23 protein-coding genes and 2 tRNA genes are annotated in these 26,757 nt (G+C 67.1%); 7 read left to right on the forward strand and 18 right to left on the reverse strand.

Annotated features, from left to right (window positions below):
• Positions 1 to 115: 115 nt before the first annotated feature.
• The 3 genes from KRX55_RS02060 (at position 116) to KRX55_RS02070 (ending at position 4,150) form a co-directional block, all read left to right on the forward strand.
• On the forward strand, positions 116 to 2,080 hold the full coding sequence (locus KRX55_RS02060) for an ATP-dependent DNA helicase (RefSeq protein ID WP_218406168.1): 1,965 nt from the start codon (positions 116 to 118) through the stop codon (positions 2,078 to 2,080).
• Positions 2,077 to 3,507: a class I adenylate-forming enzyme family protein gene (locus tag KRX55_RS02065; RefSeq protein ID WP_218406169.1), complete on the forward strand. Its 1,431-nt coding sequence runs from the start codon at positions 2,077 to 2,079 to the stop codon at positions 3,505 to 3,507. Before KRX55_RS02060 ends, KRX55_RS02065 begins: the two co-directional genes overlap by 4 nt.
• A gap of 88 nt (positions 3,508 to 3,595) precedes the next feature.
• A complete protein-coding gene (locus KRX55_RS02070) occupies positions 3,596 to 4,150 on the forward strand; it encodes a GNAT family N-acetyltransferase (RefSeq protein WP_218406170.1) in 555 nt (184 codons plus the stop codon).
• Between the two features lie 51 nt (positions 4,151 to 4,201).
• Here KRX55_RS02070 and KRX55_RS02075 read toward each other — a convergent pair whose 3' ends face one another.
• From KRX55_RS02075 to nrdF, 6 genes are all read right to left on the reverse strand, one after another.
• Complete coding sequence (locus tag KRX55_RS02075) at positions 4,202 to 4,648, reverse strand: hypothetical protein (protein WP_218406171.1); 447 nt, start codon at positions 4,646 to 4,648, stop codon at positions 4,202 to 4,204.
• A gap of 238 nt (positions 4,649 to 4,886) precedes the next feature.
• Positions 4,887 to 6,530, reverse strand: coding sequence for a vWA domain-containing protein (locus KRX55_RS02080; protein WP_218406172.1), 1,644 nt, complete (start codon positions 6,528 to 6,530; stop codon positions 4,887 to 4,889).
• A 218-nt stretch (positions 6,531 to 6,748) separates the two neighbouring features.
• Entirely contained in the window at positions 6,749 to 7,570 is an 822-nt protein-coding gene (locus KRX55_RS02085; RefSeq protein ID WP_218406173.1) for a YwiC-like family protein, read from the reverse strand.
• Positions 7,571 to 7,821: 251 nt separating this feature from the next.
• Positions 7,822 to 9,063, reverse strand: coding sequence for a phosphoserine phosphatase SerB (gene serB / locus KRX55_RS02090; RefSeq protein ID WP_218406232.1), 1,242 nt, complete (start codon positions 9,061 to 9,063; stop codon positions 7,822 to 7,824).
• Between the two features lie 195 nt (positions 9,064 to 9,258).
• Positions 9,259 to 10,986, reverse strand: coding sequence for an aa3-type cytochrome oxidase subunit I (gene ctaD, locus KRX55_RS02095; RefSeq protein ID WP_218406174.1), 1,728 nt, complete (start codon positions 10,984 to 10,986; stop codon positions 9,259 to 9,261).
• A gap of 417 nt (positions 10,987 to 11,403) precedes the next feature.
• Positions 11,404 to 12,417: a class 1b ribonucleoside-diphosphate reductase subunit beta gene (nrdF, locus tag KRX55_RS02100; RefSeq protein WP_218406175.1), complete on the reverse strand. Its 1,014-nt coding sequence runs from the start codon at positions 12,415 to 12,417 to the stop codon at positions 11,404 to 11,406.
• A 782-nt stretch (positions 12,418 to 13,199) separates the two neighbouring features.
• On the opposite strand from nrdF, the gene KRX55_RS02105 reads away from it, so the two are divergent.
• Positions 13,200 to 13,703 carry a ferritin gene (locus tag KRX55_RS02105; RefSeq protein WP_218406176.1) on the forward strand — a complete coding sequence of 168 codons (504 nt, stop codon included), beginning with the start codon at positions 13,200 to 13,202 and terminating at the stop codon, positions 13,701 to 13,703.
• Positions 13,704 to 13,773: 70 nt separating this feature from the next.
• Here KRX55_RS02105 and KRX55_RS02110 read toward each other — a convergent pair whose 3' ends face one another.
• A complete protein-coding gene (locus KRX55_RS02110; RefSeq protein ID WP_370625731.1) occupies positions 13,774 to 14,334 on the reverse strand; it encodes a gluconokinase in 561 nt (186 codons plus the stop codon).
• Between the two features lie 10 nt (positions 14,335 to 14,344).
• Entirely contained in the window at positions 14,345 to 15,745 is a 1,401-nt protein-coding gene (locus KRX55_RS02115) for a GntP family permease (RefSeq protein ID WP_218406177.1), read from the reverse strand.
• Between the two features lie 345 nt (positions 15,746 to 16,090).
• Between KRX55_RS02115 and KRX55_RS02120 the strand changes: the two genes are divergently transcribed.
• Positions 16,091 to 16,813 (forward strand): FadR/GntR family transcriptional regulator, encoded by a 723-nt coding sequence (locus KRX55_RS02120; protein WP_218406178.1) that lies wholly within the window; start codon positions 16,091 to 16,093, stop codon positions 16,811 to 16,813.
• Positions 16,814 to 16,892: 79 nt separating this feature from the next.
• On the opposite strand, the gene nrdE is transcribed toward KRX55_RS02120, so the two are convergent.
• The 4 genes from nrdE to ykgO all read right to left on the reverse strand — a co-directional run bounded on the left by nrdE (position 16,893) and on the right by ykgO (position 20,604).
• Complete coding sequence (nrdE, locus tag KRX55_RS02125) at positions 16,893 to 19,049, reverse strand: class 1b ribonucleoside-diphosphate reductase subunit alpha (protein ID WP_218406179.1); 2,157 nt, start codon at positions 19,047 to 19,049, stop codon at positions 16,893 to 16,895.
• A 77-nt stretch (positions 19,050 to 19,126) separates the two neighbouring features.
• Positions 19,127 to 19,585, reverse strand: coding sequence for a class Ib ribonucleoside-diphosphate reductase assembly flavoprotein NrdI (nrdI, locus tag KRX55_RS02130; RefSeq protein ID WP_218406180.1), 459 nt, complete (start codon positions 19,583 to 19,585; stop codon positions 19,127 to 19,129).
• A 203-nt stretch (positions 19,586 to 19,788) separates the two neighbouring features.
• Entirely contained in the window at positions 19,789 to 20,022 is a 234-nt protein-coding gene (nrdH, locus tag KRX55_RS02135; RefSeq protein WP_198737806.1) for a glutaredoxin-like protein NrdH, read from the reverse strand.
• A gap of 459 nt (positions 20,023 to 20,481) precedes the next feature.
• On the reverse strand, positions 20,482 to 20,604 hold the full coding sequence (gene ykgO, locus KRX55_RS02140; RefSeq protein ID WP_012732041.1) for a type B 50S ribosomal protein L36: 123 nt from the start codon (positions 20,602 to 20,604) through the stop codon (positions 20,482 to 20,484).
• Between the two features lie 264 nt (positions 20,605 to 20,868).
• On the opposite strand from ykgO, the gene nadE reads away from it, so the two are divergent.
• Positions 20,869 to 21,717 carry an ammonia-dependent NAD(+) synthetase gene (gene nadE / locus KRX55_RS02145; RefSeq protein WP_218406181.1) on the forward strand — a complete coding sequence of 283 codons (849 nt, stop codon included), beginning with the start codon at positions 20,869 to 20,871 and terminating at the stop codon, positions 21,715 to 21,717.
• Between the two features lie 24 nt (positions 21,718 to 21,741).
• Here the strand turns inward: nadE and KRX55_RS02150 are convergent, their stop codons facing one another.
• The 4 genes from KRX55_RS02150 to KRX55_RS02165 form a co-directional block, all read right to left on the reverse strand.
• A complete protein-coding gene (locus tag KRX55_RS02150) occupies positions 21,742 to 22,503 on the reverse strand; it encodes a fructosamine kinase family protein (protein ID WP_218406182.1) in 762 nt (253 codons plus the stop codon).
• A gap of 4 nt (positions 22,504 to 22,507) precedes the next feature.
• Positions 22,508 to 22,930, reverse strand: a complete 423-nt coding sequence (locus KRX55_RS02155) for a pyridoxamine 5'-phosphate oxidase family protein (RefSeq protein ID WP_218406183.1) — start codon at positions 22,928 to 22,930, stop codon at positions 22,508 to 22,510.
• A 152-nt stretch (positions 22,931 to 23,082) separates the two neighbouring features.
• Positions 23,083 to 24,090 carry an MDR family oxidoreductase gene (locus KRX55_RS02160; protein WP_218406184.1) on the reverse strand — a complete coding sequence of 336 codons (1,008 nt, stop codon included), beginning with the start codon at positions 24,088 to 24,090 and terminating at the stop codon, positions 23,083 to 23,085.
• A 63-nt stretch (positions 24,091 to 24,153) separates the two neighbouring features.
• Entirely contained in the window at positions 24,154 to 25,566 is a 1,413-nt protein-coding gene (locus tag KRX55_RS02165) for an MFS transporter (protein WP_218406185.1), read from the reverse strand.
• A 155-nt stretch (positions 25,567 to 25,721) separates the two neighbouring features.
• Here KRX55_RS02165 and KRX55_RS02170 point away from each other — a divergent pair, with 155 nt between their 5' ends.
• Complete coding sequence (locus KRX55_RS02170; protein WP_218406186.1) at positions 25,722 to 26,378, forward strand: TetR/AcrR family transcriptional regulator; 657 nt, start codon at positions 25,722 to 25,724, stop codon at positions 26,376 to 26,378.
• A gap of 110 nt (positions 26,379 to 26,488) precedes the next feature.
• Here the strand turns inward: KRX55_RS02170 and KRX55_RS02175 are convergent.
• A tRNA-Ala gene (locus KRX55_RS02175) sits at positions 26,489 to 26,561 on the reverse strand.
• A gap of 78 nt (positions 26,562 to 26,639) precedes the next feature.
• Positions 26,640 to 26,712 (reverse strand) — tRNA-Ala (locus KRX55_RS02180).
• Positions 26,713 to 26,757 lie beyond the last annotated feature (45 nt).

Raw genomic sequence — 26,757 nt, forward strand, 5'->3', positions numbered from 1 at the left:
GGTGGGCCGGGGTTAGACTGCAGGGCAACCCATTCCACGCAGCCGCAATCAGCCCGGTTCCCGGCCGCCACGGAAGTGCACCTCTGACTCACCCACACCCCTGCGGGAAGGATCCATGCCCGAAGCCGCGCTCTCCCCCGACACAGGTCAGCTCCTCGGGACGGCGGTGTCCGCGATCGGCGGTACCACGCGTCCCGGCCAGGTCGCGATGCTGAATGCCGTGACGAAGGCCATGCGGGAGGAGCGGCACCTGGCGGTGCAGGCCGGAACCGGCACCGGTAAATCACTGGCGTACCTGATTCCGGCACTCGCCCACGCGCAGGCCACGGGCACCACCGTGGTGGTGTCCACCGCGACGATCGCCCTGCAGCGGCAGCTGGTCGAACGCGATCTCCCCCGCCTGGCGGACGCACTGGAGCCCGTGATGGGCAGGCGCCCCACCTTCGCGATCCTGAAGGGCCGCTCGAACTACCTGTGCCTGAACAAGATCAGCCAGCCGGAGGCTTCGGAGGAGGCGCTGATCGACGAGGCGGATCTCTCCTGGATGGGTCGGCACATCGTCCGGCTGAACGAGTGGGCGCAGGAGACGGAGAGCGGCGACCGGGATTCCCTGGATCCGGGTGTCCCCGATCTGGCCTGGAAGCAGGTGAGTGTCACGGCCCGGGAGTGTCTCGGGGCGAACCGCTGTCCGCACGGGGAGGACTGCTTCGCGGAGTCCGCCCGGAGGAAGGCCCAGGACGTCGACGTCGTGGTGACCAACCACGCGCTGCTCGCGATCGACGCCCTGTCGGAGGGCACGATCCTGCCCGGGCACGACGTCGTTGTCATCGATGAGGCCCACGAGCTGGACGGGCGGATCACCGCGGTGGCGACGGCGGAGATCTCCGGTCCGACGTTGACCCTGCTGGCCAAGCGCGCCGGGAAGCTCGGCGCGGAGGGACGCGACGAGAAGGTCAGCGCCCTCGCGGGCGACTGGGAGAAGCTGTCCGCCGCGATGCCCGAGGGCAGGTGGAACGTGATCGACCCGTCCGCGACGTCACTGCTCACCGCGCTGCGTGACGCGTTGTGGTCGCTGCGGCAGTCGATCGCACGGAGCCCCGACGGGGAGGTCACCAACGATCCGACCACCGCGGCCGAACGCCAGTCCGTGGCGACGGCGCTGCAGGAGATGCACGACTCGATCGTCCGGGTGCTGGAGGTCTTCGCCACCGGAGACCCGACGAAGCAGCAGGACGTGGTGTGGCTGAACCGGGACGACCGGCGTGGCGACACCCTCCGGGTCGCTCCGCTGTCCGTCGCGGGTCTCCTCGCCTCACGACTGTTCGCCGAGCAGACGGTGATCCTGACCTCCGCCACGTTGACGCTCGGCGGGCGTTTCGACGCGATGGCCGCCGCCTGGGGCCTCGCCCGCGGCTCCTACGACAGCCTCGACGCCGGCACCCCCTTCGACCCGGCGAAGGCCGCGATCCTCTACACCGCCCGCGATCTTCCCGATCCGGGCCGGGACGGGCTACCGGAGCAGACGCTCGACGAGATCGCGGAACTGATCACCGCCGCGGGCGGACGGACCCTGGGGCTGTTCTCCTCCCGGCGTGCCGCGGAACAGGCCACGCAGGCGATGCGGATGCGCCTGCCCTTCGACATCCTCTGCCAGGGTGACGACGGCACGGGCGCGCTGGTGGAGCGGTTCGCGAAGAGCGAGAACACCTGCCTGTTCGGCACCCTGTCGCTGTGGCAGGGCGTCGATGTCCCGGGACGCACGTGTTCGCTGGTCATCATCGACCGGATCCCCTTCCCCCGGCCCGACGATCCGCTGCTGCAGGCCCGGAAGGAGGCCGCGGACGCGGACGGGCGGAACGGGTTCATGGAGGTCGCGGCGAGCCACGCCGCGCTGCTCATGGCGCAGGGTGCCGGCCGACTGCTGCGCCGTACCGACGACCGCGGGGTCGTCGCCGTGCTGGACAACCGCCTGGTGACCCGCCGCTACGGTTCCTTCCTGCTCAACTCGATGCCCCCGTTCTGGCGCACCTCCGATCCGGAGGTCGTGCGCGGCGCCCTGGAGAGGCTGGTGGCCCGGTGATCTACCCCGACCGTTCCCTGCCCGGGCTCCTGTTCACCGGCGAGCTCCCCGACACCCCGGCGATCACGGACCCGCGGCGCACGGTGACGTACCGGCAGCTCGCCCGGGAGGTGGCAGCCGCGGCCGGCGCACTCGTGGACCGCGGTGTCCGCGCGGGTGACCGCGTCGCGGTGCAGGTGCCCAACGGGATCGGGTTCGCGGTCGCGTTCCACGCGGTGCTGTCGGTCGGTGCCACGGTCGTCCCCGTCGGAGTGCAGGTCACACCGGAGGACCGGGAGTGGCAGATCCGGCGCTCGGGTGCCGTTCTGCTCATCGACGCCGATACCGCGGCGGAGCTGCACGCGGCGCGGAGTAGCGCGATCCGGCCCCGACCCGTGGACCCGGATTCCGTGGCGGTACTCCCCTTCACCTCCGGGACGACGGCGCGACCCAAGGCGATCCGGCTGACCCACCGGAACATCGTGGCGAACACGATCCAGTTCGCCGCGGTCCTGCCGCTCGAGGCGGGCGAGGCGTGCATGTCGGTGCTGCCTTTCACCCACGCCTACGGGATGACATCCCTGCTCAACGCCCCGCTGCTGCTGCGCGGCCACATCATCGCCGAGCCCTTCGACGCGGAACGCTTCCTGCGCGGCCACGGCGCGTACGGCGTCGCGCTCTCGTTCATCGCTCCCCCGCTGGCTCGGCTCATGGCGCGCCATCCACTCGCCGCGGAGGTGGACTTCGGCGCGCTGCGCACCGTCATCAACGGCGCCGCCGCACTGGCCCCGGAGGTCGCCGCGGACGTCCGCAAGCGGACCGGGGCACGGGTGATCCAGGGGTACGGGCTGACGGAGGCCTCACCGGTCACCCACCTCGCCATCGACCCGGACTGCCCTCCCGACACGATCGGGCACCCGCTCCCGGACACCGCGGACCGCATCGTCGACCCGGTGACCGGTGCAGACGTCGACGCCGGTGCCGCGGGCGAGCTGTGGGTCCGCGGTCCCCAGGTCATGGCCGGATATCTGGATGACCCGGAGCGGACCGCGGACCGGTTCCGGGACGGTTGGCTGCGGACCGGGGACTGGGCGGAGCGCGACGCCGGTGGCGGGGTCCGGATCATCGACCGGATCGACGACGTGATCAATTCGCGTGGTTTCCAGGTCTCCCCCTCCAGGCTGGAGAACATCGTCACCGCGCTCCCCGCGGTCGCGGACTGCGTGGTCACCCGGGGACGCACCACCGACGGCGACGAGTGCCCGGTCGCGTTCATCGTGGTGGCCGAGGGATCACGGATCGATCCCGGGACCGTGATGGACCATGTCGCCGCCCGGACCGCTCCCCACGAGCGGATCCGTGCGGTCGAGTTCGTGGACGGCCTTCCACGCTCGGCGGCGGGAAAGGTGCAGCGGCAGCTGCTCCCCACACTGCGGATCGAGGTCTGAGCGCCGATCCGTGTCGCCCGGGCCAGCCGGTGGATGTCCGCGGGACCACCGCCCGGCGCGTCTGCACGCTCGCGGATAAGCTGTGGACATGGACGAGATGACCTGGCCCATTCCCCTCGACACCCTGAGCGACGGCGTGATCCGGTTGCGTCGCCCCTGCGCGGGAGACGTCGACGACGTCTTCGCCACGGCAGTCGATCCGCTCTCGGTGAACTTCACCTCCGTACCCGGGAACTACACCCGCGACATGGCCTCCGAGTACCTCCGGTCCTGCGCGGACCGCCCGGACCTGGTGTTCTGGGCCATCGAGCTGACCGGCGATCCCGGGCACTACGCCGGGAACATCTCGCTGCGGCTCACCGATGCGGAGGTCGGTTCGGTCTCGGTCAGCTACGCGACGGCCCCGTGGGCGCGGGGCCGCGGCATCATGCCCCGTGCGCTCGATCTCGTGACCGATCACGCGCTGGCGCACGGTACCCACCGCATCGAGCTGAGCACCATCGCCGACAACGTCCGCTCCAGGTCGGTCGCGGAGCGGTGCGGGTTCACCTTCGAGGGGATCAAGCGGCAGGCCGCCCTCCACCGTGGCGGGTACGTCGACACCGCCCACTACTCCCTGCTGGCCTCCGACCGGGGACACTGATCCCTGTACCTTGCGCCCGTGACTCCTCCACGGGGCGCGGTGCCGGTCGGTCTACCTCGACCAGATGCCGCGCCGGAGGTTCAGCACCGCGGCCGCGATGGCCCAGACCGTCGCGTAGACCGGCCAGACGAACATGTAGTTGATGTCAGGCGCACCGAGGAGCACCTGTGCGCAGCCGTAGCCGAAGGTGACCGCGGAACCACCCGCGAAGGCTATCGCCAACGCCCGGAGTGTTATGCCGAACTCGAACTCGTCCTGGTCCGTACACATGGCCGTCGCCCCGCCGAGAACGATCAGGACGCCTGTGACGATGAGGATCAACGCGAGCTCGCGGGCGAACGGCGCGGAGCCCGTGACGACGGCGAGTGCGAGCACCAGGAGCGCGAGGTACCCGGCCATCGACACGGCGAAGATGCGCTGTCCCCCTCGGAGCCGGTTCCACCATCTCTGCGCCGGATGATTTCCGGTCTCCTCCCGGTCATCGCGGTACGCGTTCATCGTTCCTCGGCATTCTCTCTCGGCCCGGAGGCACCGGGGCGACCATCGGCGATTGTGTCGACGAACACCGACACTAGCCGCAGGCCCGGGGACCATCAAGCGGGTCTGGAACCCGCTCCCGGTCGCCGGGATCACCCCGCCCCCGGAGAGGATCAGTCGCACCCGCGCATGTGGAGCGCTTCACCGCGGAAGCCCACGGGACCGGAAGCGGGGGCGGACGTGACGAACAGGTTGAAGATCACCGCGTTGTCCGGCATCGGCCGGGCCCCGTCTGTCCGTCGACGCTCAGCTGGAACACGATTGACCGGCCCCGACTGTCGGTGCTCCAGACATTGTATTGACCGGGCCCGTTGATGAAGTTCGATTCCTGCCAGCCCTGCAGATCCGGATACGCGGCACGCAGCTCACCGGCGGTATCCCCGATGGCGACACCACGGTCGGTCGCCCACTCCCCGGGGAGGGGGCGCCGGGTGCTCACCACGGGAACGGTGATGATCTCCCCCTCCCATGCGATGAAACCGACGTCCGGGGAGTCCGGGAGCACGCCTTCCCAGTGGTAGCACTTTCCGGCCCCGGAATAGTCCGGGACCGCCTTGGTCCGCGAAACCCCCGGGCCGGCCAGTGTGCTCGCGCCCGCACCCAGTTTCAGGGGTCCGTAGCCGTCGAAGCTGACCACCATCGTCTCCCGGGCCGCGGGAGCCTCGACCGGCGGTGTGCAGGCGCACAACTCGATCACGGTGATCGTCCCGGTTGTACCGCCGCCATCGCCTGTGAACGTGATCTTCCAGTACAACCCGTCGCTGGCCGGGTACCAGAACCGCCACAGGTCACCCCGGATACGCTCCTTCGCCACAGGATCGCCGAACAGTTCGGTGGCGCGCCGGAGCGGACTTCCCGCGCCGAGTCCGTCGACCGTCACCGAGTCCCCGATCAGCGCGATGGCGATCAGCGCGCCCTCACCGTTGAAGTACCAGCGGCAGTTCCGCCACACGATCACCACCAGGTCGTCATCGGGGGACCCCTCCGACAACGGCGGGAGATCAGCGTACTCCGCCCGGATGTCGGTGATCGCCGTCCCGAGCCGGATCCCGTAGACCCCCGAATCGCTCAACCGCTCACGCAGTGTCGTCGCCGAGCGCGCGGCGGACAACCTCGCGACCAACTGGGCGATGTTGTCCGCGGTGACGAACGTTCCCCCGCCGGCCCCGGCGAAGTCGATCAGCTGCCGGTTGCCGGTCTTCAGGCCCACGGTATTCACCGTCACCTCGGGATGCTCCGCCCGGATGCCACGGGCGATTTCGACCGGGTCGCCAGCCCCGCAGGTGTCCTCCCCGTCCGACAGCAGCACGATCGTCGCCTCGCCGGTCGAGGGAAGCTGCCGCTCAGCCTGCTCGAGAGCCAGCTTCAACGGCGTGTACCCCTGGGCCCCGACATTCACGATCACGTCCCGCGCCTCGTCACGCTGCCCGGTGCCCAACGGAAAATGGGTCGTGACGTCGGCGCAGGCCTTCGCCAGCCCCTCCGCGGACGCGTCGCCCACGCTGTCGGGGACGGTGTCCCCGAACGTTGTGAGCGACAGTGGGGAGTCCTCCTCCAGGACATCGAGCAACGCGAGAGACGCCTGCTCCGCGGCGCCCAGCCTCGTCGCACCACCGGCGTCGTCCGTGAGCATGCTGCTCGAGGCGTCGTAGATCAGGATGACGGGGGTACCGGCGGCATCCGTGGTCTTTTCGGGCGCCCCCGTCGACGATTCGGTGGTGGGGGTGGACTCCACGGTGCCGGACGGCAGCGGATCGCTCCCGCCACAGGCGCTGACCAGCGGAACCGGGAGCACCAGGACACACGCCGACGCGGCCAACCGGGTGAAGCGAACAGAGGACATGAAGATCCCCACCTCCGGGATCAGGGCACCGCGGCCGGAGCAACCGGCCCTTCGACAGTCTCCGTTCGCCGGGCGGACGCCGGTTCTTCACACGAAGACCCGATGGATACCGGAACCTCCATCGAGCCTACGGACCCCGCCAGCCGAAACAACCCCTCAATTCCCTGGGTCTACCCCGTGTCCCGGGGTGGGGCGCCGGGACACATCGTGGGGGGCGGCTACACGGCCACCGGAGGCACCAGCGCCGCGACGAGAACGAGAACGGTAACGGCCATCTCACCGAAGCCGACGGTGCGCGGACGCCACGGCGTACCACGGCGTCCGGCCTGCCGGGGCATCCACCATGCGCGCAGGGCGACGACGAGGAACACCGGCACGGCGAGCCAGGTCACCAGTCCCGTCGCGGCGAGCACGGTCACCGTGGCGGCGGCCGCGAGATGATAGGCGACGGAACCGATGAACCAGGTCCGGTCCCCGCGTTTCCGGATCAGTGTCTTGACGTAGGGGATGGTGCCGCAGAAGTAGAGGGCGATAACCGCGGTGGACACCCACAGGCGCGTCGTCATGGGGTCACCGGCGGCCCAGGCGGTGACCGGGATCATCGCGCAGCTCGCGAGCACCGTGGACTCCCCGGACACGAGAGACCGGGGGCGCCTGTTCCACGCCTCCCAGACCGCGACAGCGACGAGCGGTCCGAAGACCAGCGCGAAGACGAGGATCGTCGGCCTCATCGCGACGACCACGGCCGAGGCGATCACGCAGATGACGCCGTAGGTGACCAGGGGCGCGACGTAGCGCTGTTTACGGGGCCCGCGGGCCTTCATCCAGAGACCGGCCGCGAAGAAGGCGAAGTAGCCGACGAACCAGGCCACGGCGAGCGGAAGGTGGATCAGCGCGGGGCGGGCGACACTGATTCCCACCACCAGTGGGATGATCACCATCACCCACGCGCCGTGCTGGTCCGGTACCCAGCCGACGTTGCCGCCCTTCTTCTTCGCGGGCTTCTTTTTCTTCTCGGTGTGTGCGGAAGACTCGGTCATTGCTGCCGGTGTCCTTTCGGAAGTGGGACGACGTCGCGGTTCCCCGTTCCCCGGGATCCACGGCGCTGCCCGTACCGTCCGCCGAACTGAACCCGGCACGAAAAAGAGGGTGTCGTCTCCCTGATCGTCCTCCGACGCGCGGAGGTCTGACTACCGCGCCGGCCGCGGACGCGCGCCGACGTGGCTACGGCCCCTGGCCCGGGGCCTGTGCCCATGGTATCCGGTGAGGCTCCCCTCATCCAGCCCGCCGGTCAGTGCAGCGGTACCCGACGCAGTGACCCGTCGGACAGTCCGGCCTCGTCGATCTCCTCGCGGGAGATGCCCATGATGTGCAGGACCTCGTCCAGGAACGGATGGTTGACTGCCGCGTCGGCGACCTCGCGGAGTGCGGGCTTCGCGTTGAATGCGATGCCGAGGCCGGCGGCGGACAGCATGTCGATGTCGTTGGCCCCGTCACCGACGGCGACGGTCTGGTGCAGCCCCAGGCCCGAATCCGCGGCGAACTCCGCGAGGAACTCGGCCTTCGCCGCGCGGTCGACGATCTTGCCGATGACGCGGCCGGTGAGTTTGCCGTCCTCGATCTCGAGGGTGTTGGCGCGGACGTAGTCGAGCTCGAGGTCCGCGGCGAGGCCCTCGAGCACCTGGATGAAGCCGCCGGACACGACCGCCGTCTTGTATCCCATTCGCTGCAGTGTACGGATGGTCGTGCGGGCTCCCGGGGTCAGGACGATGTCGCGGGCGACCTCGTCGATGACGGATGCGTCGAGTCCCGCCAGGACCGCGACGCGCTCTCTGAGGGACTCCTCGAAGTCGATCTCCCCACGCATCGCGCGGGCCGTCACCTCGGCGACCTCCTCCTCCTTGCCCGCGTGTGCCGCGAGCATCTCGATGACCTCACCGGTGATGAGCGTGGAGTCGCAGTCGAAGCAGATGAGGTTCTTCGCGTAGCGGACGAGTCCGGCCCGTTCGATGGCTATGTCGACGCCGATCTCCTGTGTCAGGGTCGCCAGGGCCTTGCGCAGCGCGACACCGCCGCCGGGCTTCGGATCGGCGACGGTCACCTTCAGTTCCAGACCGGTTACGGGATAGTCCGAGATTCCCCGGATGGTGTCGATGTTCGCGCCGTAGTCGGCGAGGGTCTGACCGATGCGGGAGATGTGCTCCGCGGTGACGGGGTCGCCGAGGACGACGACCGCGTGCGTCGACAGAGCACGGGTGGATCGCAGTGAGTCCTGCACCTCGACGGTGACGGTCTGTCCGTAGGAGCGGAGGGTCCCCGAGAGTCCCTCGGTGAGGACCTCCAGGTCTCCGGGGCTGCAGCCGACGAAGGCCGCGAGGTTCAGTCGGCCCCGGAACAGCGACTGCTCGACGTCGAGCACCTGGACCCGGTGGGCGGCCAACACACGGAAGAAGGCCGCCGAGACACCCGGGCGGTCACGGCCGACGACGGTCACGACCGCCGGGACGGACCCCGGTGGAAGGGTCACCGTGATGTCCTGGACGGCGGGGGCGGCGGTACGGGCGGTTTGGTTTGTCTGGCTCACGAACCCATTGTTCCATGTCGCACACCCCGGAAAGACATCACCCCCGCGGGAACCTGGGTTCCTGCGGGGGTGATGGTGCGTATGTCATTCGGTGATCAGACCTTTTCGGTCGGTCCAGTCTGACCGCATCGTACCGGGGTCGACCTACCTGGTCTTCTCCAGCACCGGCGAGTCACCGGAGGGGCGACCCACGTGTGCCTCTGCGCGCATGCGCTCAACCATGTGCGGGTAGTGCAGCTCGAACGCGGGGCGCTCGGACCGGATACGCGGCAGCGAGGTGAAGTTGTGGCGCGGGGGCGGGCAGCTGGTGGCCCACTCGAGGGAGTTTCCGTAGCCCCAGGGGTCATCGACGGTGACGATCTCGCCGTACCGCCAGGACTTGAACACGTTCCAGATGAACGGGATCACGGACAGACCCAGGATGAAGGCGAACACCGTGGAAATCTGGTTGTAGATGGTGAAGCCGTCGCTCTCGAGGTAGTCGGCGTAGCGACGCGGCATGCCCATGTTGCCCACCCAGTGCTGGATGAGGAAGGTGCCGTGGAAGCCGATGAACGTCAGCCAGAAGTGGATCTTGCCGAGGCGCTCGTTGAGCATCCGACCCGTCATCTTCGGGAACCAGAAGTACACGCCCGCGTAGGACGCGAACACGATGGTGCCGAACAGCGTGTAGTGGAAGTGGGCCACGACGAAGTACGTGTCCGAGATGTGGAAGTCCAGCGGCGGGGAAGCGAGCATGATGCCCGTCAGACCACCGAAGAGGAACGTCACCAGGAAGCCGAAGGCGAAGATCATCGGCGTCTCCCAGGTGATGTGTCCGCGCCACATCGTGCCCACCCAGTTGAAGAACTTCACGCCGGTGGGCACCGAGATGAGGAACGTCATGAAGGAGAAGAACGGCAGCAGGACGGCACCGGTGACGAACATGTGGTGCGCCCAGACCGCCATGGAGAGGGCCGCGATGGACAGCGTCGCGAAGACGAGACCGGCGTAACCGAAGACGGGCTTGCGGGAGAACACCGGGATGACCTCGGAGATGATCCCGAAGAACGGCAACGCCAGGACGTAGACCTCCGGGTGACCGAAGAACCAGAAGAGGTGCTGCCAGAGGATGGCTCCGCCGTTGGCCGGATCGTAGATGTGGCCTCCGAGCTTACGGTCGTAGAGCACACCGAGTGCGGCTGCGGTGAGCATCGGGAAGATCATCAGGGCCAGGATCGAGGTGACGAAGATGGTCCAGGTGAAGACCGGGAGGCGGAACATGGTCATACCGGGTGCGCGGAGGCACAGGATGGTGGTGATCATGTTGACGGCCGACAGGATCGTACCGACACCGCCGGCGCCGACGCCGACGATCCACATGTCCGCTCCGATACCGGGCGAGTGCGCGGCGTCGGACAGCGGCGAGTACATCGTCCAGCCGAAGTCAGCGGCACCACCGGGGGTCGCGAAACCGGACAGCATGATGATTCCGCCACCGGTGGTCAGCCAGAAGCCGAACGCGTTGAGCCGCGGGAACGCGACGTCGGGTGCGCCGATCTGGAGCGGCATGACGAAGTTGGCGAAGCCCCAGACGACCGGGGTTCCGTACAGCAGCAGCATCACCGTGCCGTGCATGGTGAACAGCTGGTTGAACTGTTCGTTGGAGAAGATCTGCATTCCGGGGTAGAACAGCTCTGCGCGGATGAGCAGGGCCATGAAGCCACCCAGGAAGAAGAAGCTGAAGGACATCATGATGTACATGACGCCGAGAAGCTTGTGGTCCGTGGTGGTTAGCATCAACCAGGCAAGACTGCCCTTTCGACCGGTTCCCTTCGGAGCCGGCCGTGATGGAGCGACGACCTGGTCGCTCCGTTTCTCTACAGCGGTCATTTGGTTCCTCCTGACTACGCAGTGGCCCTGATCAGCCAGGACCACCTGTTTTCACGCTGACTTGATAGTAAAGGATCGGTTCTGGCTGTTCCAGCCGCCCGGAGAGCACTATGCCCCAGCGCACACCGGTTTTATGGGGGCCGGTCCCGACCGTTTCCCGCGTCGTCGCCGGTGGGTGGCGTGCCGACCTCGCAGCCACGGAGCAGTCTGTGACTTCGGACACCTTTGTGACAGGTGTGATAAACCCTTCCTTTACCTCAGTTCGGAGGTGCTTTTTCACCCCCGCTCGGGTTAGAGCTAAAGGTGTAGGCACTCTTCCAAGGGTAGGAGGTTCCCCCCTCATATGGCACCACCCGACACAACGAAGGGGCCCCGCCACGGAGATCACTCGGTGGCGGGGCCCCTTCAGCGGACCGGTCAGAAGTCCCAGTCGTCGTCTTCCGTCGACTCGGCCTTACCTATGACATAGGAGGAACCCGAACCCGAGAAGAAGTCGTGGTTCTCGTCGGCGTTCGGAGAGAGCGCCGAGAGGATGGCGGGCGATACCCGGCACTCGTCCGCGGGGAAGAGCGCCTCGTAGCCGAGGTTGTTGAGGGCCTTGTTGGCGTTGTACCGGAGGAAGCGTTTGACGTCCTCGGTCCACCCGAGATCATCGTAGAGGTCCTCGGTGTAGCCGATCTCGTTGTCGTAGAGGTCGTAGAGAAGATCGAAGGTGTACCCCTTCAGCTCGTCCCGCTCCGCCCGGGTGAGCTGCTCCTGCCCCTTCTGGTACTTGTAGCCGATGTAGTAGCCGTGGACGGCCTCGTCCCGGATGATCAGCCGGATGACGTCCGCCGTGTTGGTCAGCTTGGCGTGACTAGACCAGTACATGGGGAGGTAGAACCCGGAGTAGAAGAGGAAGGACTCGAGGAGGGTCGAGGCGACCTTCCGCTTCAGCGGATTGTCCCCCTCGTAGTAGGAGAGGATGATCCGGGCCTTCTTCTGCAGCGCCTCGTTCTCCTCGGACCACCGGAAGGCGTCATTGATCTCCTGGGTCGACGCCAGCGTCATGAATATAGAGGAGTAGCTCTTGGCGTGGACCGATTCCATGAACGCGATGTTCGTGTACACGGCCTCCTCGTGCGGGGTGAGCGCATCCGGGATCAGGGAGACCGCGCCGACCGTCCCCTGGATCGTGTCAAGCATCGTCAGCCCGGTGAACACCCGCATGGTGGTCCGCTGCTCGAGCGCGTTGAGGGTGTTCCAGCTCTTGATGTCGTTGGACAGCGGCACCTTCTCGGGCAGCCAGAAGTTACCGACCAGCCGGTCCCAGACCTCGAGGTCCTTTTCGTCGGGGATCGTGTTCCAGTTGATCGCGGCGATCGGGCAGGGGCGGGCCTCGGGATGCTTCTCTCGGTGCGCCGGTGTGGAGGGGGGACAGTCCTGGGCCATGTGCATTCCTTTGCTGACGGATCTTCTTCTCTGCCGGCGCGACACGGACACACCGCACCACGGGGCCTCCGGGGACACAATCGCGACAGCCTGGCCCGACAGTTCGGTGGTACGACATCCGCGATACCGGTTCCGGATCGACCATACCGCTTCGGGGACCCCTTACGCGACACCAGGGAGAGACAACATCGTGCGCGAAACCCACACCACCCCGCGGACCCCGCGCTCCCACCGCCCCCACGCAGACGGAGGTGAGCAGGAGGATCCGCTGACGACCTCCCGCCCCCGACACCACCCGGACCACACGCGGTCGCGCTTCGGCGCCCCGAGACGCACAACCCCTCCGGCAGCGCCGCACGCCCAGCGGATCGGCGCCCCCTGTCCGGGCCCACAGGACCCGCCCAGACCCTTTTCACCCGGACCAAAAGTGTGATTTACGACACGCAGGGTGTCCTGACCTGCAAGTTTCCAAGATCTGCAGCAGTACCGCCCCGCACGTTCCGCCACGCGCGTAGGATCGTCGCGAACGTCGAGGATGCCCGGCATCAGAATTGCTCTGGCATGACTTCCGGCACCCTCGATACGCAGGCCGTTTATACGGGAGGCAAAGTGACGAACATCTCCTCAAAACCCCCCTGTTTGGGGTACCCTAACGGAGCTGATTGAGCCATTTTTCGGGCGTGAGTCCGTTGCCAAACTAAGCCATACCAAACCCAAAAATACGAGTTAAGCTGGGCTTTACTTACATGCGAAGCCCGAGGGAGTGCCTTACCATGAGAAACATGAAAATCAACACGAAGCTTGAAACGGAAATGAACAAACAGGTCACCGCCGAGCTGGAGGCCGCGATGACCTACCTCCAGCTGTCCTACCTCCTTGACAGTCTGGGACTCACCGGCATGCGGGACTGGATGAGGGCCCAGTCCGAAGAGGAGATGGTTCACGCCCAGCGCTTCGCCGACCACATGCTGAACCGCGACTGCGTCCCGACCGTGGGTGTCATCAGCGCCCCGGATCTGAAGATTGATTCCGCCGCCGACGCCTTCGAAGCCGCGCTGAAGCACGAGCAGAAGGTCTCCGGGATGATCCGCGATCTCACCCGCCTCGCCGCCGAGGAAGGCGACCTCGACTCCCGTCCGCTGCTCGACTCCTTCCTCGCCGAGCAGGTCGAGGAAGAGGCGACCTGCAAGGAGATCCTCGACCGTCTGCGTCTCGCGGGCAACGACGGATCAGGCGTCCTCCGCATCGACGCCGAACTGGGCCAGCGCTCCGGCGACACCCTCTGATCAGGATCCGGCCGACAGGGATCGGGCCCGCCCACCGTACGGTGGGCGGGCCCGATCCCTCGTTGTGCGGCTAGGACCCGGGAGCCCGGATCCGCCCCGTGGTCCGGCGGATAACGGAGACGACGTCCTCGATGGAGGCCGAATTCTCGATAACGACCCCCGGTTCCCCCTCAGCGAGCGGTTCGAGGGTCTCCAGCTGCGATTCCAGAAGGGCCGATGTCATGAAATGCCCCGTCCGCGCATCCAGGCGTCGTCTCGTGAGTTCGGGATCGACGGTGAGGTGGACGAACCAGACGGTCCCCTCCGCCCCAGAGAGGATCTCCCGGTAGGACCGCCTGAGGGCCGAACAGGCGACGACAGTCGCCGCCCCCGATGCCGCCCGACGGGACATCCAGTCCCGCACGGCGAGAAGCCACGGACGCCGGTCCCCGTCGTTGAGCGGTTGACCGGACATCATCTTCCTGATGTTCTCCGCGGTGTGGAAGTCGTCGGCGTCGACCATCTCGAGACCGCAGGCGTCCGCGTACGTCCGGGCCACCGTGGTCTTTCCGCATCCCGACACCCCCATCACGACGACGTGGTCCGGTGGGCGGATTCCCGCGTGGTCCGCCGCTTCGGGACGGTTCGGCACGGCGATGCCCCTAAACAAGGTGCCCCCCGATCAGATACACGATGACCGCGCAACCGAACCCGAGCACGGCGATGAGTGTCTGGTTGACGGTCCAGGTCCGCAGCGTCGTCGCGGGATCCATTCCCATGAGTCGTCCGACCAACCAGAAGCCGGAGTCGTTGACGTGCGACGCCGCCACGGATCCCGCCGCGGTCGCCAGCACGATCGCCGCGAGCTGCACGGCGGTGAGATCCGCCGCGGCCACGGCGGGCGCCATGAGGGCCGCCGCGGTGGTCAGCGCGACCGTGGCGGACCCCTGGGCGACACGGAGCGCCAGGGCGGCGAGGAACACCGCGAGAATCAGCGGGACACCGAGATCCCCGAGCGTCGCCGCCAGAGCGTCCCCGATTCCGGTCGCCCGGAGAACGCCGCCGAACATGCCGCCGGCACCGGTCACGAGAATCACCGAGGCGACCGGGGCCAGCGCGCCGTCGAACACCCGCTCAACCGCTTCCCGCTCCATACCCCTCAGAACCCCCAGCACAACCGCGGCGACGAGAGTCGTGATCAGCAACGCCACCGGCGTGGAGCCGAGGAAACGCAGGGTCTGGACCCACAACGCCTCGGGGTCGACCCAACCTTCCGTACCCGCCATGTCCAGACCGGTGTTACCGAAGATGAGGACGAGTGGCAGCACCAGGATCGCGAGCACAGTACCGGTACCGGCCGGTTTCCCGGGCAGCTCGCCGTCAGGGGTCTCCGGTCCTCCGGTCAGGAGATCGGGGACGGGGATCGGGAATCGTCTGCCGCAGTGCAGGCCCCACCTGTAGCCCGAGAGATACCAGACGGGGAACACGACGATGAGCCCGATCAGCAGGACCAGACCGAGATCCGCATCATAGAGCTCCGCGGCCGCGATGGGTCCCGGGTGCGGAGGCAGGAACACGTGCATGACGCTGAAGGCACCGGCCGCGGGTATCCCGTACCTCAGGACCGGCTCCCCCAGCCGACGGGCGACGGCGAACACGACGGGGAGCATGACGATCAGGCCCGCGTCGAAGAAGATGGGGAACCCCATGATCAGGGAGGCGATGCCGAGGGCGAGTGGCGCGCGGGCGTCACCGAAGGAACGGGTGAGCGAGTCGGCCAGGCTGCGGGCGCCTCCCGAGGTCTCGACGAGACGTCCCAGCATGGCGCCCAGGCCGACGAGCAGCGCCACCCCGGCGAGGGTCTTCCCGAAGCCCTCCGTCATGGTGGGCAGCACGGCGGCCACGGGCAGTCCGGCGGCGAGTGCGGTTCCCGCCGAAACGAGCACCAGGACCAGGAAGGCGTGCATCCTCAGCCTGATCACGAGGAAGAGAATGACGACGATCGCCGCCGCCGCGATCCCCAGAAGTGGCACGGTGCCCATAGTCTGCTGCCAGGTGTCCATCAGGATTCTCCATGCTCGTAGGGCCTGTCGGGTACATCACACAAGGCGGTGTTTCCGCCTCAAGTCTCCCTCAACTCTCCGATGCCGGAGATGAAAACACAAGAATTAATAGCATCATTCCCCGAAGGTCCCCCCTTTCGGGGCTGTAAAATAATCAGGTGACCAGCACAAGTCCACCGAACGCCCCCAATGTGGGCCACCCACTGTGCAACGACTCCTGGTCGAACCTGTGCCCCAGTTATGCTGAGTCACACGTCAACGACACCGGAGCCTGGCAATCACCCGAACGGTGTGACACGGACGCCCCGGACGACCGCCTTCCACGGAAGCAGAGAAGTTCCCACAATGACCACACGCACACCGACCCGTCCGCCTCTCCTGGACAGCGTCCTCGACAAGCTCGGATCCGAAATAGTCAGTGGCCAACTGGCCCCGGGACAGACCTTCACACTGCACGACATCTGCAAACGATTCACCATCTCCCGGACAGTCGCCCGGGAGACAATGCGTGCACTGGAGCATCTTCACCTGGTCTCCTCCTCACGGCGCATCGGACTCACCGTCCGGGCCGCGGCCGAGTGGGCGGTGTTCGACAGCAACGTCATCCGATGGCGTCTGGAATGCCCGACCGAACGAAACGGTCAGCTCGCCTCCCTGACGAGTCTGCGCGAGGCGGTGGAACCGATCGCGGCCAGATCGATGGCACTTTCCGGCACGCCCACCGAACGGGCCCGACTCCGGGAGCTCGCCGCCACGCTGCGCCGGCTCGGGCACGAGGGGCGCGGCGCCACCGCGGAGTTCCTCGACGCCGACATCGAGTTCCACACCCTGATGCTCACCGCGTCCCGCAACGAGATGTTCGCCGCCCTGGCGACGACGGTCGCCGCGGTACTCGCCGGGCGCACCGATCTGGGCCTGCAGCCGGAGTACCCCAACGACGAGGCCATGGACATGCACGAGGCTCTCGCGGACGCGATCCTCCACGGCGATCCGGCGGAGGCCGAGCGCCAGGCCCGCGCACTGGTCACCGAGGTCGGTGCCGCACTGTCCCTCCAGGAGAGAGCCTGACCCGGAGATCAGAATCAGAAGGGAGCTCCCCACCGGAATCGACCGGTGGGGAGCTCCCTTCTGATGGTTCGGGCGCAGATCAGAGCATACAGCTCACGCAGCCCTCGACCTCGGTACCGACGAGTGCGGTCTGCCGGAGACGGATGTAGTAGATCGTCTTGATCCCCTTGCGCCAGGCGTAGATCTGGGCGCGGTTGATCTCCCGGGTGGTCGCCGTGTCCTTGAAGAACAGCGTCAGGGACAGCCCCTGATCCACGTACCGGGTGGCGACGGCGTAGGTGTCGATGATCTTCTCGTACCCGATCTCGTACGCGTCCGCGTAGTACTCGAGATTCTCGTTCGTCATGTACGGCGCCGGATAGTAGACGCGGCCGATCTTCCCCTCCTTGCGGATCTCGATGCGGGAGGCGATCGGGTGGATCGACGACGTCGAGTTGTTGATGTAGGAGATGGACCCCGTCGGCGGAACAGCCTGCAGGTAGCGGTTGAACATGCCGTGCTCGGCGATGTCCGCCTTCAGCTGCGCCCACTCTTCCGCGGTCGGGGTGTGGATCGTCGACGCCGCGAACAGTTCCTTCACCCGATCGGTCTTCGGCTCGAACTCCGCCGGATCGTAGCGGTCGAAGAAGCTGCCGTCGGCGTAGTCGGAGGTCTCGAAGCCCTCGAAGGTCTCGCCGCGCTCGCGGGCGATCGCCATGGAGGCTCGGAGGCACTCGTACATCACGGCGGCGAAGTACGCGTTGGTGAAGTCGAGGCCCTCCTCGGACCCGTAGTGGATCCGCTCGCGGCCGAAGTAGCCGTGCAGGTTCATCTGGCCGAGGCCGATGGCGTGTGCGGCGTCGTTTCCCTTGCGGATCGACGGCACCGAGTCGATGGAGGTCTGCTCACTGACCGCGGTCAGGCCGCGGATCGCGGTCCGGATGGTCGCGGAGAAGTCCGGGGAGTCCATGGCCTTGGCGATGTTCATGGAGCCGAGGTTGCAGGAGATGTCCTCGCCGATGTGCTCGTAGGTGAGGTCCTCGTTGTACGTCGACGCCGTGGAGACCTGCAGGATCTCGGAGCAGAGGTTGGACAGCGTGATCCGACCTTCGATGGGGTTGGCCCGGTTCACGGTGTCCTCGAACATGATGTACGGGTAGCCGGACTCGAACTGGATCTCGGCGAGCGTCTGGAAGAAGGCGCGGGCGTTGATCTTGGTCTTGCGGATCCGGGGATCCTCGACCATCTCGGCGTAGTGCTCGGTGACGGAGATGTCGGCGAAGGGCCTGCCGTAGACGCGCTCGACGTCGTAGGGCGAGAACAGGTACATGTCGTCGTTGTTCTTCGCCAGCTTGAACGTGATGTCGGGGATCACGACGCCGAGGGAGAGGGTCTTGATGCGGATCTTCTCGTCGGCGTTCTCGCGCTTGGTGTCCAGGAACTTCAGGATGTCCGGGTGGTGCGCGTTGAGGTAGACGGCACCGGCGCCCTGCCGGGCACCCAGCTGGTTGGCGTAGGAGAACGAATCCTCGAGCAGCTTCATCACGGGGATGACACCGGAGGACTGGTTCTGGATCTTCTTGATCGGCGCCCCTGCCTCACGGAGGTTGGACAGCAGCAGGGCCACGCCGCCGCCCCGCTTCGACAGCTGCAGCGCGGAGTTGATGGCGCGGCCGATGGACTCCATGTTGTCCTCGATACGCAGAAGGAAGCAGCTGACGGGTTCGCCGCGCTGCGCCTTACCGGAGTTGAGGAAGGTCGGGGTGGCCGGCTGGAACCGGCCGGTCATGATCTCGTCGACGAGTTCACGGGCGAGGTCCCTGTCGCCGGCGGCGAGGGTCAGCGCGACCATGCACACGCGGTCCTCGTAGCGCTCCAGGTAGCGGCTTCCGTCGAACGTCTTGAGGGTGTAGGACGTGTAGTACTTGTAGGCGCCGAGGAACGTCCGGAACCGGAACTTGTGGGCGTACGCCTGCTTGAACAGCGCCTTGATGAATTCGAAGTCGTACTGCTCGACGACCTCGCGTTCGTAGTAGTCGTTCTCGAGGAGATAGCGGAACTTCTCCTCGAGATCGTGGAAGAACACGGTATTCAGGTTCACGTGCTGCAGGAAGAACTGGTTCGCCGCCTCCCGGTCCTTGTCGAACTGGATCCTGCCCTCGTCGTCGTAGAGGTTCAGCAGGGCGTTGAGGGCGTGGTAGTCGAGCTTGTCCGCCTTCTGTACGGGTTCAGCCACGGTTTTTCCGATCTCTGACATGTCTCTCCTGGTCGGGCCGCATCCGCGGCCGGTGATTGGTTCTGAATGACAAAAGGATTAAAAGAATATGGATCGTGCTATCCGGCCGGTGCCGTGGACCGGGCACCCGTGTGCGGCACGAGGCCGAGTGCCGGCCCGTGGGCCTCGAGGCCGTGACGCAGGATCGCGACGTCCTCGGGGGTCCCCATGAGTTCGAAACGGTAGACGAACGGCACACCGCACTTGGCGGAGATGACGTCGCCCGCGCGTGCGTAGTCGGCGCCGAAGTTGGTGTTTCCGCTGGCGACGACCGCGCGGAGCAGTTCGCGGTTGTGCGGGTTGTTGAGGAAGTGGATGACCTGGGAGGGCACAGGACGCGACTCGTGTCCGGCCACCGACGCTCCCCCGCCGTAGGTCGGGCAGATGAGCACGTACGGCTCGTCGACGATCAACGGGGGATCCGTGCGCCGTAGGGGGATGCGGGCACTCGGGAGACCCAGGTGTCCGACGAAGCGGTGGGTGTTCTCCGTGACGGATGAGAAGTAGACGACGAGCATCGCCGATGGTCGCTCCCTTCCGGTGCCGGTGACTGTGAAATTCGTCCACCCGGCGGAGTCACCGCCGCCGGGGTCCGGGTTCCGATGTCTCGGTTGACGCGCCCCACGGAACGGAGACAATGCGAAAGCCGCGCAGCGGGGCGGTTGCTGACGCCCTCCGCGCGGCTCTTCCCTCACTCACATTCCGCGTGACTGCCCGATCCTCAGGCTACCTGTGCCGCCAGGCCGCGGATGCGCTCCGGACGGAAGCCGGACCAGTGTTCACCGTCGACCTCGACGACCGGTGCCTGGAGGTAGCCCAGAGCCATCACGTAGTCACGGGCCTCATCGTCGAGGCTGATGTCGACGAGCTCGTAGTCGAGACCAGCACGGTCCAGGGCCTTCTTGGTGGCGGTGCACTGCACACATGCGGGCTTGCTGTAAACGGTGATGGCCATGAGTGGACTTCCTTGTGTGTTCGAGAGGCTTGTTCGTCTGCGTCCGAGCGGTGACTCACGCCGCCGTTGGGCGACTGTCAGGAGCTCCACCGGGGTGTTCGGTGGGGATGCGCCGGTTCAACCGGTGACAGAAACGAACACTATACTTTGTGGTTGATTACAGCAAGTGACACATCATGTAGTAGTTCTGGCTCATGAATTCCCAGCAAACCCCCGCCCGGGGACACTACATCTGCCCTTAGTGCGCAGCGTGAAATTACACGCTTGTCGCTCGCCGCCGACCCCCTGCCGGCGTTTCCCCAGCTCGCCAGCCGGCGGCCGGGGGGCATGTTATGAAAACGTTATATTTGGGCACTCCCCCGAATGTTCCCCCGCGCGTGGCCGTGAATGCGGAGAGGCCGGGCAGGCGACCGGATCACTCCGGCCCCCGCCCGGCCTCCACCGGGATGACGCGTCTGATTAACCCTGACGGGCCTTGAAACGCGGATCCTTCTTGTTGATCACGAACACCTTGCCGTGGCGACGCACGACCTGGGCGCCCGGCTTGTTTTTCAGCGACCGAAGTGACTTGCGGACCTTCATCGGGCGCTCCTTTCTCTCATGCGCGTGGACCGGCGGACAGCCGGTTTGTCTGCTTCTCTGGCGGGTTCCGGTCCCGTCACCGACTCAGCACTGCTCGTTACCTGATTCGTACTGCTGCCCGGTGACTCGTGGGACGGCCTTGCCATGACACGAGGACTCATACTATCGGACAGTTTCCCCCGGGACAAACCCGGACGCCGGTGCCCCCCGAAACCGTGGTCGGGCCCGATACGTTCCACACGCCGCCCACTAGACTGGGCGGCCATGAAGCCCGAACAGCAACGCACCCGCACCTCAATCGTCGCCGCCCTGCACACGAAGCCGGAGATCGATCCCGCGCAGGAAGTCGAGGAGCGCGTCACCTTCCTCGCCGAATATCTCCGTTCCACCGGGCTGTCCTGCTACGTCCTGGGTATCTCCGGAGGCCAGGACTCGACCCTCGCAGGCCGGCTCGCGCAGCTCGCCGTCGAACGCCTCCGGGGTTCGGGTACGGATGCCACGTTCCACGCCGTACGCCTCCCCTACGGCGTCCAGGCCGACGAGGACGACGCACAGACCGCTCTGGAGTTCATCCGCCCCGATCAGGTGCTCACCGTCAACATCCGGGAGACCGTAGACGCCCTCGACGCCGCGGTGTCCACGGCACTGGGCATCCCGGAGCTCGGGGATTTCAACAGGGGGAACGCAAAGGCTCGGGCCCGGATGATGGCCCAGTACGCCATCGCCGGGGAGAAGGGCGGGCTGGTGATCGGCACCGATCACGCCGCGGAGAACGTGACCGGATTCTTCACCAAGTTCGGGGACGGCGCGGCGGACATCCTCCCCCTGTTCGGGCTGTCGAAGCGGCAGGGCGCGGCGCTCCTCGAGGAACTGGGCGCACCGAGTTCAACCTGGACGAAGGTACCCACCGCGGACCTGGAGGACGACCGCCCGGCACTCCCCGACGAGGAGGCGCTGGGCATCACCTACCGGCAGATCGACGACTACGTCGAGGGCTCCGGTGACGTCGACGTCCCGGATGCCGCCGTGCAGCGTCTGGAGCACCTGTGGCGGATCGGGCGGCACAAGCGCGCGCTTCCGGTGACCCCGCAGGACACCTGGTGGCGGGAGTGATCCGACACCCGCAGGAGGACCGGGTCAGTCGCCCAGCACCCGGAGGGTGTCCTCGGCGACCCGCCGGAGTTCCGGCCCGTAGGCGGACCCGTGGGTCCGGGCGTGCACCGCGAGCGGGTGCAGCTGGTGGATCGGGGTCGAGACGTCGAAGTCCGGGGCGGCACCGGACTCCTCGATGTAGCCGCGCCGGATCTCCCCCAGGTACGGGGCCCCGAAGAGCGCGAGCATCGCCAGATCCGTCTCCGGATGCCCGCCGTGCGCGGCCGGGTCTATGAATACCGGGCCGTCCGCACCGAAGAGCAGATTTCCGGCCCACAGGTCCCCGTGGATCCGGGCAGGGGACACCTCCCACCGGTGCCCGCGGATCGCACCGCAGGCCCGTTCGACCAGATCGAGGGTCTCCGTCGCGATGTTCCCCTTCCGGTGCGCCGCCCGGGCGAACGGGAGGACCCGCTGCCCGGTGTAGAACCCAGCCCAGTCATCGGTGGGCTCGCAGCGCTGCGGGACCGACCCGATGTAGTTCGTGCCGGTCCAGGGCTCGCCGCCCGGCGCGGGCGGGCAGCCGAAGGCCTCGGCGCCGGCGGCGTGTATGCGCGCCAGCTCGCGCCCGGCCCGGTACGCGGCCTCCGGGGTCGCGGGCGCGGCCTCGACGAGCCGGGTGGTGATCGTCGCGTCATCGGTGTCGAGGACCTCGACGACGCAGGGGCTCGCCTCACGCAGCCACCTGAGTCCGGCGGCTTCCGCACCGGCGGCGTCCGCCGAGGGGGCGTGCTTGGTGAAGCCCACGGAATCAGTAGCGCTCGGGCTCGTCCCCGAGGCGGAACTCCCGTCCGTTGATCTCCCTGGGGGTGATGCGGACGTAGTTGTACTTCAGGGTGGGCAGCCACGGCTTGAGCGGCAGGGTGTCGGCGTGCTGGACCTCCGCGTTGGTCTTCAGCAGCTCACCGTCGCCCTTGACCACGACGGACCAGGCGCGTCCGTCGGCGACCTCGTCGGCCTCGAAGAGAACGTCATGGTTGAGCTCGATCGTGAACAGCTTGGAGCCCTCGGCGGTGCGGAAGTAGATCCGGCCGTCGTCGATCACGAAGTTCACCGGGAAGATGTCCATGTCATCGGACCGGCGCACGACGACCCTCCCGAGGTGGACGCGCTTCAGACGTTCGGCGCACTCTTCATCGTTCAGGACCGTGATGACGTCATCGTTGTTTTTCATATCCCCATTGTTCCACCGAAGCGACGCGCGGGGGTGGGAGACATCTGTGACAGTCGCCCCAACCGGGGGTGTGAACCCGGTCCGAGCTGCCGATGCCGCCCGTTCCGGCGGCGGAACAGGAGGTCACGGTGGCCCGAATGGGGGCGTGATGCTCAGGCGCTGAGGTCGATGACGGTGCGACCGGCGAGCTTTCCGGCCAGCAGCTCCTCGCCGGCCTGCGCCACGGAGGAGAGGGGCCGGATCGTGGTGACACGGTCGAGCGCCGCCTGATCGAGATGCTCGGACAACAGCTTCCAGGCCCGTTCCCTGAGTTCCGGCGGTGCGTCCACCGAGTTGATCCCGAGGAGTTTCACCGCCCGCAGGATGAACGGCATGACCGTTCCGGGGAGATCGGCCCCGTGGGCCAGGCCGCAGGCGGTGACCGCGCCGCCCCAACGGACCTGCGCGAGTACGTTGACCAGGGTGTGGGAACCCGCCGTGTCGACCGCCCCGGCGTAGCGCTCGGACTGCAGTGGGCGGCCGGGCTCAGCGAGCTCGGCCCTGTCGATGATCTCCGCCGCCCCGAGTTCCCGCAGCATGTCGGAGTGTTCCGCCACCCGGCCCGTCGCGGCCACGATGTCGAAGCCGAGGCTCGCGAGCAGGAGGATCGCCGTGGTGCCGACGCCGCCGGTCGCCCCGGTCACCAGGATCGGACCGTCCTGCGGGCTCACACCCGCGCCGGTCAGCGCGTCGACGGAGAGTGCCGCGGTGAATCCGGCGGTGCCGATCGCCGCGGAGCGGAGCGTGCTGATGCTCTCCGGGATGTGCACCGTCGAGGCGGAGTCGACCCGCAGTTTGCCGGTGTACCCACCGGCCCGGGTCTCCCCCAGCCCCGCGCCGTTGACGACGACGCGGTCCCCGGGGGCGAACCTGTCGGAGTCACTGTCGACGACGGTTCCGCAGGCGTCGATGCCGGGCACCAGGGGCAGGGTCCGGGCGACGCCCTTCGTCCCGCGGAGCGCGAGCGCGTCCTTGTAGTTGAGGCTGGAGTAGGTGACGTCGATGAGGATGTCCCCCTCCCCGTACACGGTGTCATCCTCGGTGATCATCCGGGAGGTGACGACGGTGCCGTCCGGATTGTCTGGATCTGTGCAGCGGTCAACGACGATGGTGTGGGTCATTCCTCCAGTCTAAGCCGCGCATTTCCGCTGCGCCGCCCGGAACACCGCACCGGTTCGTCGGATTCACTCCTCGGGCCGGACCAGGGCCCACGCCACCACGGCGCCGACCAGTGCCAGCACGCACACGAAGATGTAGATCCTGCCGGTGGCCGCACCGAGTCCCGCCAGCGCACTCGTGTGGGGGCCCGCCAGCACGCCCGTGAACACCGTGCCGAGAACCACCGTGCCCACGGATGCCCCGATCGGGAAGAAGCTGTTGAGCAGCCCGGTCGCCATCCCCACCTGGCCGATGGGCACCGACCGTGTCGCCACGTTCATCAGGGGCGTGTTGACGAGGGCGTTGCCCGCTCCCCAGACGATCGTCCCCGGTATCAGCCAAGGCGGATCGTGCAACGCGGTGACCTGCCACACGAACAGCACGGACGCTACGGCCAGCAGGACCCCGCCGACCGCCAGAACACCAGCGGCCGGATACCTCCCCTGGAGTTTCCCGGCGGCGATGGACCCGACCATGGCACTGGCACCGAGCGGAAAGAGCAGGAATCCGGTCTGCAGCGGCGTGTACCCGTGCCCCTGCTGCAGGTAGAGCATGAAGTAGACCACGGCCCCGCCGGTGATGAACCGGTTGATCACCGCGGTCAGGGAGATTCCGAGGAACGTGCGGTGCGTGAGCAGCCGGAGGTCGAGCACCGGGGCGGCGCACCTCAGTTCCCGGAGGGTGAACAGCGCCAGCAGAACGAGGGATGAACCGAGCAGTGCGAGTACCGTGTCGTGGGTCCAGCCGTCCTCCTGAGCGCGGGTGACCCCGTAGTTCAACGCGATGAGGGCGGCGGCGAGAAGCCCCGAACCGATCAGGTCGAAGGGGTTGGGGTGGCGCTCCCGGTCGTGGTCCGGGGGCAGGTAGCGGACGGCGACGAGTACGGTGAGCACGCCGAGCGGGAGGTTGATCAGGAACATGGAACGCCAGCTGAATGCGTCGACGAGCAGTCCGCCGATCACCGGCGAGAGCACCGCGGAGATCCCGACCGCTCCACTCCAGATCGCTATCGCCATCGTCCGGCGCTCCCCGTCGAAGCACCTCGCCAGCAGCGGCATCGCGTTCGCGAACATCACGGACGCCGCGACGCCCTGGACGGCACGGAACCCGATGAGCACGGCCATCGACGGCGCGACGCCGCAGGCGACGGATGCGGCGGTGAACGCGATGATCCCGACCATGAACATCCGCCTGCTGCCGAGCCGGTCGCTCAGCGCCCCGGCCGGTTGGATGAGGGCGCCGAACGCCAGCGAGTAGGCCACGACGATCCACTGCATCCTGCTGAGCGTGGCGTCGGTGAGGTCCTCGGCGATCGCCGGTAGTCCGACCGCCACGATCATCATGTCCGCCACCATGAGTGACGAGGCCAGAACCACCGCGGTGAGCGTCCACTTCTCGGCGGCCGTGTACCGGGTCTTCTCCGCCTGTTCCTGCGTCATCTCTCTCCCCGTTCTACCCGTTGCCGCGGTCGACTCCGCCGACGCCGTGCCAACAGGATAAGGCGAGGCAAACCTTTTCGCAATAGCTTGTTTCAAATTTTCGGACCGGCGCCGAAGGTAGACTCGGGTACAGGCAACCGGCAGTGAGGAGTTCCATGGGCACCAGAGGTCCCGGCAGGCCGGCGCAGCTGAACCGGGCAGACATCGAGCGTGCCGTACTGGCCCTCGGATTCGACGGAGCGACCACCACCGCCATCGCCCGGCACCTCGGGGTCGACCAGTCCTCGCTGTACCGGTACATCGGCTCCCGGCGGGAACTCCTCCGGAGCGCCGTGGACAGGGCGATCGCGGAGCACCCACGCGAGTTCGCCCACACCACGTGGCGCGAGTACCTCACCGGCGTCGCCGAACTGAACTGGTCCCTTCTCGCCGGACACCCCGGCATGGCGGCCACCCTCTACACACTCGAGGACACTCCCCCGCGGAACATCACCGGACTCATGGAGGAGTCGACGCGGGTCCTGCACGGAACGTACGGCTGGGCGATCAGCGACGCCCTGCTCGTCCTCGATTCACTCGCGGACATGACGGCGGACACCGTCAACCGCACGGAACGACTGCTGCCCGTCGGTCCCGAGGCCGGCGCCGATCGGGCGGCCCGCGACCTGCTGGACCGGTCAGGGCTGTCCCCCGAGCTCACCGATGCACTGGCGCGGATCCTCGACGAAGGCCTGAAGCAGTGGTGGCGGCGCAAGGTAGACCTGCTCCTCGACGGTGCGGAGCGCCTCGCACCGCACAGCGACAACGGGTGACGGAACGCCCGCCGCGCTGCGGATCGGTCGATCCGCCCGTCGGACAGGAACGACCATGACTGAGGCCTCCCGCCGGATGGCGGGAGGCCTCAGTCATGGTTTCCGTGAAGTGGAGCTAAGGGGACTCGAACCCCTGACCCCCACACTGCCAGTGTGGTGCGCTACCAGCTGCGCCATAGCCCCTCACATGAAATTACCTCGTCCACGGACCGGAGTCCGGAACCGTGAGCCGGTCGATCCGTGGATCGTTCCGGTTCACAGTGGAGCTAAGGGGACTCGAACCCCTGACCCCCACACTGCCAGTGTGGTGCGCTACCAGCTGCGCCATAGCCCCTCATTGAGACTCCCCCAATCTACACGGAGGGTCCTGCGGCGAACA

Origin of the sequence: Corynebacterium sp. TAE3-ERU16, from assembly GCF_019209935.1 — a bacterium.
Classification (GTDB): domain Bacteria; phylum Actinomycetota; class Actinomycetes; order Mycobacteriales; family Mycobacteriaceae; genus Corynebacterium; species Corynebacterium antarcticum.